At 57.3% G+C, this 14,953-nt stretch carries 14 protein-coding genes; 6 read left to right on the top strand and 8 right to left on the bottom strand.

The genetic code is table 11. The features are described 5' to 3' along the window. Positions 1-4: 4 nt before the first annotated feature. Both AC2TDA_RS03000 and AC2TDA_RS02995 read right to left on the bottom strand, forming a co-directional pair. Complete coding sequence (locus tag AC2TDA_RS03000) at positions 5-1,117, bottom strand: ABC transporter ATP-binding protein (protein ID WP_480846596.1); 1,113 nt, start codon at positions 1,115-1,117, stop codon at positions 5-7. A gap of 117 nt (positions 1,118-1,234) precedes the next feature. Continuing rightward, a complete protein-coding gene (locus AC2TDA_RS02995) occupies positions 1,235-2,359 on the bottom strand; it encodes an extracellular solute-binding protein (RefSeq protein WP_480846594.1) in 1,125 nt (374 codons plus the stop codon). Between the two features lie 609 nt (positions 2,360-2,968). Between AC2TDA_RS02995 and AC2TDA_RS02990 the strand changes: the two genes are divergently transcribed. Then, on the top strand, positions 2,969-3,175 hold the full coding sequence (locus tag AC2TDA_RS02990) for a hypothetical protein (protein WP_480878779.1): 207 nt from the start codon (positions 2,969-2,971) through the stop codon (positions 3,173-3,175). A gap of 116 nt (positions 3,176-3,291) precedes the next feature. Further along, complete coding sequence (locus AC2TDA_RS02985) at positions 3,292-4,401, top strand: mandelate racemase/muconate lactonizing enzyme family protein (RefSeq protein WP_480878778.1); 1,110 nt, start codon at positions 3,292-3,294, stop codon at positions 4,399-4,401. 245 nt (positions 4,402-4,646) lie between these two features. Here AC2TDA_RS02985 and AC2TDA_RS02980 read toward each other — a convergent pair whose 3' ends face one another. The 4 genes from AC2TDA_RS02980 to AC2TDA_RS02965 form a co-directional block, all read right to left on the bottom strand. Beyond that, positions 4,647-5,603: a GlxA family transcriptional regulator gene (locus tag AC2TDA_RS02980; protein ID WP_480878777.1), complete on the bottom strand. Its 957-nt coding sequence runs from the start codon at positions 5,601-5,603 to the stop codon at positions 4,647-4,649. A gap of 72 nt (positions 5,604-5,675) precedes the next feature. After that, positions 5,676-6,665, bottom strand: a complete 990-nt coding sequence (gene proX, locus AC2TDA_RS02975) for a glycine betaine/L-proline ABC transporter substrate-binding protein ProX (protein ID WP_480878776.1) — start codon at positions 6,663-6,665, stop codon at positions 5,676-5,678. A gap of 20 nt (positions 6,666-6,685) precedes the next feature. Next, on the bottom strand, positions 6,686-7,639 hold the full coding sequence (locus AC2TDA_RS02970) for an ABC transporter permease (protein ID WP_480878775.1): 954 nt from the start codon (positions 7,637-7,639) through the stop codon (positions 6,686-6,688). Between the two features lie 11 nt (positions 7,640-7,650). Further along, positions 7,651-8,739 carry a quaternary amine ABC transporter ATP-binding protein gene (locus AC2TDA_RS02965; protein ID WP_480878774.1) on the bottom strand — a complete coding sequence of 363 codons (1,089 nt, stop codon included), beginning with the start codon at positions 8,737-8,739 and terminating at the stop codon, positions 7,651-7,653. 144 nt (positions 8,740-8,883) lie between these two features. On the opposite strand from AC2TDA_RS02965, the gene AC2TDA_RS02960 reads away from it, so the two are divergent. The 4 genes from AC2TDA_RS02960 to AC2TDA_RS02945 are packed head-to-tail and all read left to right on the top strand — an operon-like array spanning position 8,884 to position 13,358. Next, entirely contained in the window at positions 8,884-9,594 is a 711-nt protein-coding gene (locus AC2TDA_RS02960) for a GntR family transcriptional regulator (protein ID WP_480878773.1), read from the top strand. 7 nt (positions 9,595-9,601) lie between these two features. Then, positions 9,602-10,519 (top strand): dihydrodipicolinate synthase family protein, encoded by a 918-nt coding sequence (locus AC2TDA_RS02955; RefSeq protein WP_480878772.1) that lies wholly within the window; start codon positions 9,602-9,604, stop codon positions 10,517-10,519. Between the two features lie 5 nt (positions 10,520-10,524). Beyond that, entirely contained in the window at positions 10,525-12,021 is a 1,497-nt protein-coding gene (locus AC2TDA_RS02950) for an aldehyde dehydrogenase (protein WP_480878771.1), read from the top strand. Continuing rightward, positions 12,018-13,358 (top strand): NAD(P)/FAD-dependent oxidoreductase, encoded by a 1,341-nt coding sequence (locus AC2TDA_RS02945; RefSeq protein ID WP_480878770.1) that lies wholly within the window; start codon positions 12,018-12,020, stop codon positions 13,356-13,358. The genes AC2TDA_RS02950 and AC2TDA_RS02945 overlap by 4 nt, the downstream gene beginning before the upstream one ends. A gap of 21 nt (positions 13,359-13,379) precedes the next feature. Here AC2TDA_RS02945 and AC2TDA_RS02940 read toward each other — a convergent pair whose 3' ends face one another. Together AC2TDA_RS02940 and AC2TDA_RS02935 are read right to left on the bottom strand one after the other, a co-directional pair. Then, on the bottom strand, positions 13,380-14,114 hold the full coding sequence (locus AC2TDA_RS02940) for an SDR family NAD(P)-dependent oxidoreductase (protein WP_480878769.1): 735 nt from the start codon (positions 14,112-14,114) through the stop codon (positions 13,380-13,382). After that, positions 14,111-14,842 carry an SDR family NAD(P)-dependent oxidoreductase gene (locus AC2TDA_RS02935; RefSeq protein WP_480878768.1) on the bottom strand — a complete coding sequence of 244 codons (732 nt, stop codon included), beginning with the start codon at positions 14,840-14,842 and terminating at the stop codon, positions 14,111-14,113. The genes AC2TDA_RS02940 and AC2TDA_RS02935 overlap by 4 nt, the downstream gene beginning before the upstream one ends. Positions 14,843-14,953: the final 111 nt, after the last annotated feature.

Here is a 14,953-nt window from a genome sequence, read left to right as displayed (position 1 = left end):
TCCCCTATTCCGCGGCCAGTTCACCCGCAGGAACCAGAACCGCGTTGCGGGCCTCGTATTCCAGCGTGATGGTCTGACCGGTGTGATCCTCGAAGGATTGGCCATGGTTAGGCAACGAGACCTTGATCTCTTTACCGCCATCGCCTTCGGTGAAGATGTTGAAGACGTTGCCTTCGAATTCCTCATGGTTCACGCGGGCGCTGACAAAATGATCTCCGGCCGCACCGTCCGGCGCAATCGCCAGAGCTTCGGGGCGGATGAACATCATCGCATCGTCACCTTCGCGCATCTTGCCCTGATTGGCAGAGGAGATCCGCGCCACCAGATCGCCCGAACGGTTGGTCGAGATCAGTGCCTCGTTGCCCATGACCTGCTTGATCTTGCCGCGGAACACGTTGTTTTCACCCACGAATGAGGCCGCAAAGGCGGTGGCAGGGTCGTTGTAGATGGTCTTGCCATCAGCAATCTGATCGATCACACCCGCCTTCATCACCGCGATACTGTCCGACATGGTCAGGGCCTCACCCTGGTCATGGGTGATGTAGATGAACGTGATGCCGACGCGCTTCTGGATTTCGCGCAACTCGGTGCGCATATGCTGGCGCAATTTGAGGTCCAGCGCCGAAAGCGGTTCATCCAGCAGCAACACATCCGGTTCGGCACATAGCGCCCGCGCGATGGCGACCCGTTGGCGTTGGCCACCGGAAAGCTCGCTTGGCAGCTTGTCGCCCTGGTCGGGCAGCGCGATCATGTCCAGCAACTCATCGGCGCGCCTGCGGCGCTCGGCGGCGCTGGCGCCGTTGATCTCCATCGAGAAGGTAATGTTTTCCCAGACTTTCATCAGCGGAAACAGCGCGAGATTCTGAAAGATCAGGGCGGTCGGGCGTTTGTTCGGTCCGATCCCTCTCATGTTGTTTCCACCGATCAGGACGTTGCCTTCGCTGGGCTCCAAAAAGCCCGACACCGCGCGCAGGATCGTGGTCTTGCCACATCCCGAGGGGCCAAGGAACGAAAAGAAATCGCCCCCGTTGATATTCACGTTCGCATCACGCACGGCGACAAAATCACCGAAACGGATCCACAGGTTCTCCAGATCTACGCCGACCCCTGCACTCATTTTTGGTATCTCCCTGGAGCACGGCCCGAGGCCACGCCACATTTCTATCCGTCACGCCGGGACGGCGTGCGGGAAACTGGCCCCCCGCAATCCGCGAGGGGCCCGATGTCAAGGCGATCAGGCGCTCTTGAATTTGTTGACGAACTCAGTCCGCGTTTCCGCGTACCACGGCGCCTCGGCGGGCCATGGGTTCAGATTGGCCAGCGAGTCACCCGGATAGGCCTCGGCAAAGTTCTTCTTGTAGGTGTCACCGGAATACTGGTCGGCACCCAGAACCGGCGAGTTGTAGCCGTGGCTATCAATCGCGACACCGGCGGGTTTGGCCTGATACGCAAAGTCGATGAAGGCGTAGACCTGATCGATATTCGCGGCACCTGTCGGCATCGAGATACCGTCGACCCAGGCCATCGCGCCTTCGACCGGTGCCTGATAATGCACGGGTTCGCCCGCAGACTTGAGCGCCAGCGGTGGGCCATCCCAAGTCTGACCGACAACAACACCTTCGTTCAGCAGACCGTTTTTCTGCGTGTCAGCGTCGTTCCAGATCAGCTTGATCCGGCTCTTACGCTCGACGCACCAGTCTGTGATCTGGCCCCAGACCTTGCGCATGGTGTCTTCGTCGCCATAAGCAGCCCAGACCGAGCCCGGCTCCATCTCGCCCGCACGCTCCATGTAAAGGCCTGCGCCCAGCATCATCGAATGTGCACGGCCCATGGTCTTGCCGGCGTTCTCTTCCGACCAGACATCGCCATAAGACGGCGCGTCCCCTTCGGGCAGCCACAGGTCGGTGCGATAGGCGATGCCTTCGGTACCCCAGATATGCGGCAGCCAATGCGCACCGCTGCCACCAAAGTCCCAGGCATCGGTGCCGATCTTGGCCATCGCCGGGTTCACCAGATCAATCGGAACCTTGTTCATGTCGAACGGCTGCAGCAGTTCCAGAGGCTCCCACTGAAGTGAGCGGTTGTTGGTCGGCGAAACGATGTCAAAGCCCTGACCTTTTGTCGCCTTCATCTTGTTGATGATTTCTTCGTTCGAACCAATACCGGTATAGTTCACCTTGATCCCGGTAAGAGTTTCGAATTCCTGAATAAACGCAGGCGGCAGATAGTCAGACCACATCAAAATGTTGATCTCGCCCGAAGAGGCCAGCGCGCTCTTGCTATACAAAGGCGCAGCCAAAGCAGCCGCTCCCGCACCTTTCAATAACGTCCGCCGTGATAAGTCTTTTCGTGTTACCATTGTAGTTTCTCCCGTTGTTGGATTTTTGATTTTTTGTTTTGGTATTCGCAGGCTAGACCTTTCCCGCTGAACTGTCAGTCCAAAAGTGACAGTTGGAAGCTTTCAATAAGTCCAGATTGGTCGAAAGACACCCGTAGTCTATTGCCAGATGGATAGATACTGGCCACGATCAGCTTCCCGAAAAGCGAGCAAACGTTGACAAATATAGTGAAATTGCCGCCCTGCGAAATGCCCGGACTGCAATCCAGTCGACATGAACCAGGAATCTTCGAAGGCGAAAAAAACAGAAACCTTAGCTGAAATTTGTGGCTGACTTCTGCAACGACATAATCAGTGCACCTCTCCCAACAGTCCCGACCACACCTGTGAAATCCCATTGCAAGACAATGGCAGCTACGAGCAGTGGTTCGATGAGGGCGGAAAAGATGCCGATAATGTCGGTCGTTTAGACGCAGACGCATTCTGGACAATTATGCTCGACCGCCAAGGTCTAACGATCAATTCAGTGCACTGGCAGGGATTGCCGAAAGGAAGCGCCCCGAAATAAGCCGTGAAAGGACCCGAGGTTATGGCCAAGGCCCAAATAATAACTCTGTCACATGCTGAACCATGGCGTCTGGCCTGACTGCTGTCACCCGGGCTCTGATTCTGGCCGCTGGCGAGAACAACCCGATGGACGCATTGCGAAATGCAACGATCATCAGCGCCCTGCGCTTTACTATAGTCATGGGCTTGGTGTGCGCCGCTCTAGCCAAAGCACTCTATCGGGACGGAAAGCCGGAAAAAGCCGGCGTTCTACCAGCTGCTGCAGAGTGAACTTTCGGGGCGCGCAATCACGCCCCGATCCGTTTGCGACTTTGTCAGAAAGAGGTCGCAATCATCCAACCGAAAAGACGAAAAACCAAAACGCCATCAATTCACAGGCATCACGCATGAACTTGAAAATCAAAGAAATCCACCTTTACGCACACGACCTACCCGTTAAAAATGGCCCCTACACTATGGCAAGCGGCGCAGTTTATGCATTGGACACAACCCTGGTCAAGCTGGTTGCTCAGGATGGCACAGTCGGATGGGGGGAAACCTGCCCTGTTGGTCCTACATATGCCGAGGCACATGCCGAAGGCGCCCGTGCTGCGCTGAAAGTTCTGGCTGCCGGGCTGGTGGGTACGGAAGTCTGGCCAGCAGCGCTGAACCGCACCATGAACAGCCTGCTCAATGGGCACAACTATGCCAAAGCAGCCCTTGATATCGCAGCCCATGATTTGATCGGCAAGACATTGGGCATCAGCGTCGCCGACTTACTGGGCGGGGCTGTGACCGATCAGGTACCATCATACTATGCCACCGGCGTTGGCGAACCGGATGACATAGCCCGGCTGGCGGGTGAGAAATTGGCCGAAGGATACCCACGCCTGCAAGTCAAGGTTGGGGGACGGCCGGTCGAGATTGACATCGAAACGATCCGAAAGGTTTGGGAAACCGTCGGCGGCTCCGGCATGCGGTTGGCAGTAGATGGCAATCGTGGCTGGACCACTCAGGATGCGCTGCGGGTCAGCCGCGAGTGCCCGGACATCCCTTTCATAATGGAGCAGCCATGCAATACCGTCGAAGATCTCAGGAAAATCCGGCAACAGGTCAGCCATGGAATCTACATGGACGAAAACAGCATTGACTTGAACACCGTGATCTCGGCTGCCGGCACTGGCCTTGTTGACGGGTTCGGTATGAAAGTCACGCGGATCGGTGGTCTGCAGAACATGCGTGCGTTCCGTGACATTTGTGAGGCGCGCAATCTGCCGCACACCTGTGATGATAGCTGGGGCGGCGACATCATTGCCGCAGCCTGCACGCAAATCGGATCAACGATCAGGCCCGATCTTCTCGAAGGTGTTTGGCTCGCCGCACCATACATCGACGGTAACTACGATCCTGAACACGGTATCTCCATTAGGAGCGGGCACATACAGCGACCGACAGGTCCAGGTCTGGGTGTTACGCCAGATGAAACCCTATTTGGCCCGCCTATTGGCTCATTTTAAACAGGTTGAAAGAACGGCTTGAGACTTTAGCCACTGCACTCGCGTTCGTGGCCTTAGTACCCAATGAGGCCACGGTTTCGTCAAGCCTGTCGCTGCACAAGTTGGAGGCGCGAGACACCATCGAAAACCAGCCTTTTGACGCTGTCCCGAAATGGCATCGTGTTGCCGCCAAGGGCGCAAATGCCCAGCCACTGTTATTGGCGTTTACTCTTTTGTCGACAACGCCGTACGCCGCACTCTTCAAGTCAATCGCGTCGCCCCTTTTGAAGCATCGGTGTTACGCCAAACGTCGCCCTGTATACACGTGAAAAATGCCCAGCGCTTTCGAATCCGCAGGCAAAAGCGATATCCGTTACCGACGCCTCAGTCTGAATAAGCAGGTTACGGGCCCGCTCCAGTCGCATTTCCATAAAGTACTTTTTCGGCGATGCGTTCAAATACTTACCGAACAGTCTTTCAAGCTGCCTGGTCGAAATCCCGATCTGCTCGGCGATGACCGACGGCGAGACCGGTTCGTCGATGCGGTCATGCATAATCTGAATCGCCTTCGCCAAATGAGTGTTCCGCATACCGTTTCGCGATTGAAGCGACACACGCTGCTCGGCGGTCGCATTGCGCACCGCGTTATAGACCATCTGATCCGCCACAGCGATAGACAGGTCATAGCCGTGTTCGCGTTCGATCAGATGCAACATCAGATCGGCGGTCGCTGTGCCGCCCGACGCCGTGACGTGCTTTTCATCCGCAACAAAAACACTGCGAACAAGGTTCACTTCCGGGAAAGCCTCCATAAAGGCATCATGATATTCCCAGTGGATCGCGACCTGCATGCCGTCCAGAAATCCTGCCTCGGCCAGCACCCACGCGCCGGAACACAGCGCACCGATTGATGTACCCTTGGCGCGTTCTCGGCGCAGACTGCCGAGTAAGGTGCGCGACACGTGATTGCGCATGTGAATACCCGACAACACAAAAACCTGATTGCATTTGGGCAAATCATCGAACGTGGAATGTACCAGTGTGACAGACCCGTTCGAACAGGTGGCCTTTTCACCCGCTTCCGAGGCAAAGGACCATTTATACAATTCCCGCCCACTAACAAGATTAGCGATACGCAGGGGTTCGACAGCGCAGGAGAACGCCAGATGCGAAAATTCCTCGACCAGCATGAAGGTGTAATGCTGTGTTTGGGTCTGGGTCATGATCGCCCTTCCTCAGAATGAATCTGCGCGAGCCTCAGCCCGCGCAGATCAGTGTTTGGCTGTTGGTTAGCATTATTGAGCGGCAGCACGCGCCGCATCAAGCCAGCTGTCGTAAGCCTTGCGGTTGGTCTCGATCCATGCCTCGACGTGACGGTCGATGTCGTCCGAGTTGTCTTCGCCGTCGGACACCATCTTGTTCTGCGCCGAGATGTCGTTGATGTCGATCTTTGCCATTTCGAACAGCTTTGCGGCCGCGGGGTTGGCGTTCAGAAAATCATCCGTGGCAACAACACGGATGCTGTCGACCGCAAATCCCAGGTCCTTACCGTCAAAGGTGGTTTCCGCGATCTCTCCATCCGGCAACGAAGAGTAGGGAACGGCCAGCCACTCCACATCCTCGCCCGGCACCAGTGCGCCCGATACCCAGTATGGAGTCCAGGTGTAGTACAGAACGTTTTCGCCTGCCGCGTTGCGTGCAATCGTGTCCGCGATGATAGCGTTGTAGGAGCCCTGATTGTGCCCAATCGAGTCGCGCAGGCCGAACTCGTCCAGTTGGTGTTCAATCACGCGCTCACAACCCCAACCCGGAACGCAGCCAGCCAGATCGGCCTTACCGTCGCCATCCGCATCGAACAGCTTGGCTTTTTCGGGGTCTTTCAGGTCACCCAGATTCTGGACGCCTGCATCATAGGCAGACTTGTTGACCAGATAACCCTGCAGAGCACCTTCAATGAGGGTTCCAACTTTCTCCAGAACCTCGTCGCCGCCAGATTCCTGAAAGAATGTATCATGCAGCTTGTTCCAGTGTACCGCAGTAAAATCGCCATCACCGGTACCCAAGGCCAGATGAATGGTCTGGTATTCAACTTCCTGCGGGTCAGCAACTTCGTACCCCAAGTCTTCCAGCGCCGAGAACAGGATGCGATGCTGAAACGTTTCCTCGACCGAGGGCGCCATCACGGGGCGCACTGTTACACCCGTGCCCGGATTATCGTCTGCAAATGCGACGCCGGTCAGCATCGTGGTCGCCGCAAAGGTTGCGATCACATTGGTTTTGAACATTTGGTTTCCCTCCCTGGGGTTCAGTTGATTGAAGAAGTTCCGGCTTTTCCGAACAGGCGCATCACCGCGCCCACCGGGCCGATTTGCCGCCAATGGCGGTGTCCGCGCTCGCGTCCGGACTGCCCCATGCCCTGCGTGATGCGGTCAAGTACGATGGCCAGGATCACGATACCCAGACCGCCAACCAGCGCCTTGCCAGCATCCAACCGACCCATTGCGCGCAGCACTTCGTTACCCAGACCCTTGACCGATATCATCGAGGCAATCACGACCATCGACAGCGACAGCATGATTGTCTGATTGACACCCGCCAGAATGGTGGGCGTTGCCAGCGGAAGCTCGACCTTGAACAGGATCTGCCGGGGATTGGCCCCAAATGCGCGGGCAGCTTCGACGACGGATTCGTTGACACCACGAATACCCAGCGATGTCAGACGGATCAGCGGCGGCAGCGCGAAGATGATCGTCACTATGACGCCCGAAACGTTGCCGATCCCGATCAGCATGACCACCGGCACCAGATAAACGAAAGCTGGAATGGTCTGCATCGTATCCAGAATCGGGCGGATCGCGGTTTCGAACCGATCGCTCTTGCCGGCTAGAATGCCAAGCGGCAGACCGATGAGGAAACACAGGATCACCGCCGAAATGACGATCGCAAGCGTCGTCATCGCCAGGCCCCAGGCATTAGGCGACAAAAAGCCCAGAACAGTCATACTGATGGCCACCAGAATAGCGACCCGCCGGCCCGCGGCCTGCCACGCGATAAGTACCAGAAAAAGCAGCATGATCAACGGCGGCACAGCGTTCAGGCCGTTGTCGATGCCAACAATCAGGTCGTTAAAGAAGTTCTTGATCGGCTGGATGATCCCGCGATTTGAAATCGCCCATTGCTTCACGCCGTCGGCCGATTCAGCCAGTCCCAGATCAACCGAGGAAAATGGGTCGAGAATGTTGAATTCCGTATCTGCCATGTCTTTTGTCCTCAGTGTTTCAGGCTGCTGGCGTCTTCCACGTCGCCCTGAATGCCGCGCAGCAGAGCGTTCTTGGTCACAATCCCGATGGCCTTGCCGTCCGCTTTGACCACGACGGGGTGTTGAGTGGAGATCGACAGATTCACGAGGTCATCCAGCGAATGATCCGGATGCGCCTCGGGCCAGTCGCTGACATCGATCGGGCCGCTGTGGCGTTCAAAGGCCTCGACCGGTTCCATGATCTTGCCGGCCGAGATCAGTTCCAGTTTCGAAATGCCCGCGACGAAATCCGCTACATATTCGTCGGCCGGATTGGTCACGATGTCCTCCGGCGTGCCGACCTGAACCAGTGCGCCGTCCTTCATGATTGCGATCCGGTCACCGATACGGATCGCTTCGTCCAGATCGTGTGTGATGAAGAGTGTCGTCTTCTTCATCTCAGCCGACAGCGACATGAACTTATCCTGCAACTGACGGCGGATCAGCGGGTCGAGTGCCGAAAATGGCTCATCCATTAACAGGATGGCCGGATCAGCGGCGATAGCACGTGCCAGTCCCACACGCTGCTGCATACCGCCGGACAGTTCGTCGGGGTATTTCTGATCCCATCCGGTCAGATCCACTGCGTCGATGGCGCGCAACGCGTTTTCGCGGCGTTCGCGCGCATCGTGGCCGCGCACCTCCTGACTGAATGAGACGTTATCCAGAACAGAGCGATGTGGCATCAGCGCCATATTCTGAAACACCATGCCGATCTTTTCCGCCCGCAATTCGCGCAAATCGCGGGCTGACAGTGCGTTTACGTCCTGCCCTTCGATAAAAAGTTGCCCCGAAGTTGGCTCGATCAACCGGTTCACATGGCGAATCAATGTGGACTTGCCAGAGCCTGAAAGCCCCATGATGCAGAATATTTCGCCACGATTGACGGTGAACGTCGCTTCCTGAACCCCGACGACACAGTTGAACTGATCCCGAACTTCAAGCTTTCCAAGCCCTTGCTCCTGAACGGCTTTCATTGCCTCATCGGCGCGTTTTCCAAAGATCTTCCATAGATTTCGGCAATCGATCACGGGTTCTTCCAAGGTGTTGGCCACCGGCATCGTCCTCCTCCAGTTTTCTGTACACTGCATAAATTTTTTCTGTATACAAGTTGTATTTTACCAAGATACAACATGAACGCCGATTGTGTTTGCCGCACGATTCGTCATTCTGGCACCCCGGCAAACGCAACATGAGGACACGCGATGAAAGACGAGGCAAAAAAGCGGAAGGACGAGTTGAGAGAGCACCTGAAGGTGTCGATCCTGACGTTGCGCCTGAACCCCGGCGAAGATCTGGACGAAGCGCAACTGTCCGAGGCCTTTGGTTTGTCTCGCACACCATTGCGCGAGGTTTTCCGCGAACTTGCGGGTGAAGGGTATCTGGACCTGCGCACCAACCGCAGCGCCCGCGTTTCCGAGATGTCCTATACGACGCTGCGCGACTTCTTCCTGGCAGCGCCAATGATCTATGGCGCTATCCTGCGCCTTGCCGCGCTCAACGCGACGCCTGCACAGATCGAAGAGCTGAAAAACTCGCAAGAGGCGTTCAAAGCCGCCTTGCGCACCGGGTCAGGCGAGGAACGCGCACTGGCCAACAACCGCTTCCACGAAGTGACCGGTGAGATGTCGGGTAATATCTATCTGCTGCCTTCGTATAATCGCCTGCTGATCGACCATTCGCGGATCGGCATGACCTTTTACCGCCCGCAATCTGCAGAGATGTCGGAAAACCTGTCGGAGGCCAGCCAACAGCACGACGCCATCATTGCCGCAATCGAAGCACGCGACGATGCAGCGGCGGCAAAGCTGGCCGAAGACCATTGGAACCTTTCCCGCGACCAGATCGAACTATTCGTAATGCCCGAGGCATTGGACGTCCCGATGGGCGCCCTGCCCCGATCAAAACCAGCATGAGGACTGAATGAACCCGATATTCAGATTTGAGGGGATTTATACCCCTGTCGTCACGCCCTATCACGACGACGGAACCGTCAATTGGGACGCGTTGACTGACGTGATCGAATACCTGATCGAAAACGGCGTGCATGGCCTGATTTCGGGGGGATCGACCGGTGAAAACTATGCTCAGACTGTCGAAGAACGTCTGGAACTGGCCCGCTTCACTCACGAACGCCTGAAAAGTCGCCTTCCACTGGTTGTCGGTACAGGTGCAATGCTGACATCGGATTCCGTTGCACTTGCTTCCGGTGCTCGTGAGTTAGGCGCGGATTCAATTCTGCTTGCCAGCCCGCCTTATTCGGTACCGACCGACCGGGAAAACGCGCTGAACGCGCTGACCATCGACAAGGCCGCTGACTTGCCAGTGATGCTGTACAACTACCCGCATCGCACCGGCACGATGATGGGCGAAGAGTTCCTCGACCGCGTCGGACGCAGCCGGAACTTCTGCGGGATCAAGGAAAGTTCGGGCGATATCAACCGCGTTCACCTGCTTGCGCGCGACTATCCGCATATCCAATTGGGATGCGGCATGGACGACCAGGCGCTGGAGTTCTTTGCCTGGGGCGCGCCTTTCTGGGTATGCGGTGGTTCAAATTTCCTGCCAAGGGAACACGTCGCTCTTTACAACGCATGTGTGATCGAGGGGAGCTTTGCCAAAGGCCGCCGCATCATGAGCGCAATGATGCCTCTGATGCGGGTGCTGGAACAGGGTGGAAAGTTCATCCAGACGATCAAGCATGGCGTGACCATGAATGGGATCGATGCGGGCGCGATGCGGGCGCCACTGAAGGGCCTGAACAAAGACGACAAGCGCGCGCTGGAACAGGTGACACGTGTGCTGAAAAAGACAATCGCCGATATTGTGGCCGAGGGGTAAGAAACATGGATCTGCTGACACAGGACGAATACAAATCCATCGCGGCAGGCCTGGACCTGCCAACCGGCGCCTTTATCGACGGTGGCTTTCGCCCCGCAATTTCGGGCGAGACTTTTGAAACCGTTAACCCCGCCTCTGGCGAAAAACTGACAGACATCGCCTCTTGCGCTTCGGTTGATGTTGATTTCGCGGTCGAAAAGGCGCGCGAGGCGTTTGACGATGGTCGCTGGAGCAAGATGCACCCGTCCGAGCGCAAGGATGTGCTGATCCGGCTGAGCAAGCTGATGAATCGCAATGCGCGTGAGCTGGCGGTGATGGAAAGTCTCGACAGCGGTAAGACCATCTATGACTGCGAAACGGTGGATGTGCCCGAATCGATCCATTGCTTGAAATGGCACGCCGAAGCGATCGACAAAATCTATGATCAGGTCTCTCCGGCCAGCGATGATCATATCGCAATGGTGGTGCGTGAAGCTATCGGTGTCGTTGGTTTGGTGCTGCCGTGGAACTTCCCCCTGCTGATGCTGGCGTGGAAGATCGGCCCGGCACTGGCAGCAGGGTGTTCGCTGGTTGTGAAACCAGCGGCGGAAACCACCCTGACCGCCCTGCGCGTTGCTGAACTTGCGATCGAGGCCGGACTGCCGCGCGGTGTCCTGAACATCGTGCCCGGCGGAGGTGCCAATGTAGGTGAGCCTATCGGTCGCCATATGGATATTGACATGGTGTCCTTCACAGGCTCGACCGCGACCGGCAAACGCTTCCTGACCTATTCGGCAGAAAGCAACGCCAAGGAAGTTGTGCTAGAAATGGGCGGCAAGAACCCGGCCATCGTTATGAATGATGCCGAAAATCTGGACCGTGTAGCGCAGCATGTCGTCAACGGCGCTTTCTGGAACATGGGCGAGAACTGCTCGGCCTCGTCACGCCTGATCGTTCATAGGGACGTCAAATCCGAATTGCTGGAGCGCATCACCCATCATGCCAAGCAATGGAACATTGGCAACCCGCTGGACCCGGAAACCCGCATGGGCGCGTTGGTCAGCGAGGGCCACTACAACAAAGTCTGCGGCTATCTGGAGCAGGCCGAAAACGTGGTAATTGGCGGTAAGGCGAACAATGGCTTTGTCGAAGCCACAGTGGTCGAAGTGCCCGGCAACGATACCGTCCTGGCGCGTGAGGAGATCTTTGGCCCGGTCTTGTCCGTCATCGAAATTTCGGGCTTTGACGAAGCCATCAAGATTGCCAATGATACGGAATATGGGCTCTGTGCGTCGATCTTCACAGCCAATGCCAAACGCGCCATTCGCGGCGCCCGCGCCCTGCGGGCCGGGACCGTGACAGTGAACAGTTTTGGCGAGGGAGACATCACGACTCCGTTTGGCGGGTACAAGCAGTCCGGTTTTGGCGGTCGCGACAACTCGATCCACGCGCATGACCAGTACACTCAGCTGAAAACCATCTGGATCGATCTGTCTGATGACGCTGACGAGGCCGTGGATTGAGTAGCTATACCGCTAAGCATCAACCTGTCCATCGCGGGCCAGCTGCCTGGAATTCCATTCTGGGTAGCCAGCCCCCGGCGAACGAGCTGGACACGAACCTTACAGCTGATTTTGTGGTGGTCGGCGGCGGCTTTGCGGGTCTGACCGCCGCCCGCCGCCTGCGACAACTGCAACCTGACGCCAAAGTTGTCGTTCTGGAGGCCGGACGACTGGCGGAAGGTGCCGCTGGCCGGAATTCCGGCTTTATGATCGATCTGCCGCATGATTTGTCCTCATCGGATTACTCCGGAACGGGTGACGACAAGGCGATGATCGCGCTGAATCGTCAGGCCATTTCATTCGCTGGTAGCGCGGTCGAGGATTACCAGATCAACAGGAATTTTTTTGACCCGGTCGGCAAGGTGAACGGTGCGGCCAGCGCAACGGGCCAGGCACATAATGAAAGCTATGCCAAACACCTGAAAGCGTTGGGCGAAACCAGTGAGATGCTGGACCCGCAGCAAATGCATGAGCTGACCGGATCGCGGCATTATGTGTCCGGTTTTTACACGCCCGGAACCGTGATGCTGCAACCCGCGGGCTACATTCGCGGGCTGGGTGCCGGTCTGGCCAGGGATGGCGTCACGATCTGCGAAAACTCGGCTGTAAACGGATTCGAAAGACAGGGCGACAGCTGGCTGGTCAAAACAGATTGCGGCTCGGTCAGTGCCGGGGCGGTCTTGCTAACTGTCAACGGCCATCTTGAAAGCTTTGGGATCGAACGTGGACGGTTGATGCAGCTGTTCCTCTATGCGGTGATGACACCGGAGCTGGACAACAGCGCCCTGTCGCGCCTGGGCGGGCAACCGCGCTGGGGTGTGACGCCCTCCGACCCGATGGGAACGACTGTGCGGAGGATAGACACCGGTCAGGGTGGTAATCGCATCATCACTCGCACCTGCGCGACGTTGCGCCCCGGCATGCAGGTCTCTCAGGCTGATCTTGCCCGGGCAGCAAAGGTTATGCAGCGTAAGTTCGATCAGCGGTTTCCCCTGCTTGCTGGCACGCAGATGGAATATCAATGGGCCGGGCATTTGTGCCTCAGCCTCAATGGCGTGTCAGTCGCGCGCGAAATAGAGGCCGGCGTCTATTCCGGCTGCGTTCAGAACGGGTTGGGAACAGCACGCGGCACTCTGACCGGCATCGCCGCAGCGGAGCTGGCCTGCGGCCACAGCTCGACCGTCTCCCGCTTTTTCGAGACGGCGGAACGGCCGAAACGCCTGCCGCCGCAACCGTTTCGGGAAATCGGTGCCAATATGATTCTGCGCTGGAAAGAATGGCGTGCCCGAGAGGAATAGTCCGGGTGTGCTCTGGTCAGTTCAAGGCAGGCTGAGCTTCGCCATTCGACCGCCGTCGACGGTGTAGACTTGCCCCGTGATGAAGCTGGACTCTTCGGCGGCCAGAAATGCCACCAATGCGGCAACCTCTTCCGGCGCGCCTGTGCGGGCTACGGGATGAATGCGCCCGATATTTCGGCGGAACGCTTCCGGATCCGGTATGGAGTCGATGAAATCCATATTGAGTTCCGTGTCGATCCACCCCGGCGCAACCGCGTTGCATCGAATGCCTTCGGCCCCATGATCTACTGCAATCGCCCGTGTCAAACCGTGCAAACCGGCCTTTGACGCGCAGTAGGCCGCGTGGCCGGGATTTGAACCCTGCCCCTCTATGGACCCGATGTTGACGATGCTTCCACGAGCTTTGCGCAGATACGGCAGGGCCGCTTTGATCATCACGAAAGGCGCAGTCAGATTGACTGTCAGATTGCGTTGCCAATCTTCGACAGACATATCCTCGACAGCAGCTTCCTGCATCATACCCGCGTTGTTCACCAACACATCCAGGCCACCTGCCGCGTTAACGACCTGAGAAACAACATCGTAAGGGCTGCTCGGATCGCTCAAATCCGCCTTAATGCCTTCGAATTCGCTATCCGCTCCGCGTTGCGCGGTGAAGACACGAGCGCCCTCTTGCCTCAATCGCTCCGCAATTGCCCGGCCGATGCCGCTGCGACCGCCCGTGACCAGCGCGGTTTTTCCTTCGAACCTGTTCATGACACGGGTTTCCCTCCGTTAACCTCGACCAGTGACCCACATAAATAGCGTGAGGCATCCGACACCAGAAACATGATGACGTCGGCAATATCCTCAGGCTCTGCGATACGGCCCAAAGGAACCGTCTGCCCCAATTCGGCCACGGCCGTATCAGGATCAAACCCACGTTTTGCGAACCCTGTGCGTAACATCGGAGTGTTCACTTCGTTCGGGCAGACTGCGTTGATGCGGATACCCTGATGGGCATGGTCCATCCCCATGCACTGTGTCAGGGATGCGATGGCTGCCTTGGTCATGCAATAGAGCGCGTGATTGCCGCCGGGTCTCAACCCCCAGCAAGAAGCGGTATTGACGATGGCACCGCCACCGTTGCGCGCCATGATAGGGATTGCGGCACGGCAAATGCGAAACGGCGCCTCAACGTTTACGCCTATGGACTGCGACCAGTCCGCGTCCGAGGTGTCAGTGACCGGACCACGCGAGATTACACCTGCGTTATTGATCACAATATCCAGGGCCCCAAGCGAAACCGCCGCCGCTTGCGGCAAGCCATCCGCGTAACCCTGGTCGAGCAAGTCCCCGGGCAGTTGTGCCTCGGCTTCGATCCCGTCGACAGCGCGGTCTGCAACAGCTACACGAACACCCGCTTCTCGTAGTTTCTTAACAATTGAGACGCCGATGCCACCCGCCGCACCGGTTACCAGCGCAGATTTTCCTGCCAGCTCCATGTCTCCTCCCCTTTTTTGATTTTCTGCCAACCGGATGCCACCTCGTCCGTGAAACGCCGGCCCGGCCAAGCCATCTAATGAACCTCACTGCGAAAAGAGCCCGCCCAATTT

The sequence above is a fragment of the Ruegeria sp. HKCCD6426 genome (assembly GCF_057221115.1).
Note: the sequence above shows the minus strand (reverse complement) of the source record. Positions and strands in the feature narration are given on the sequence as shown.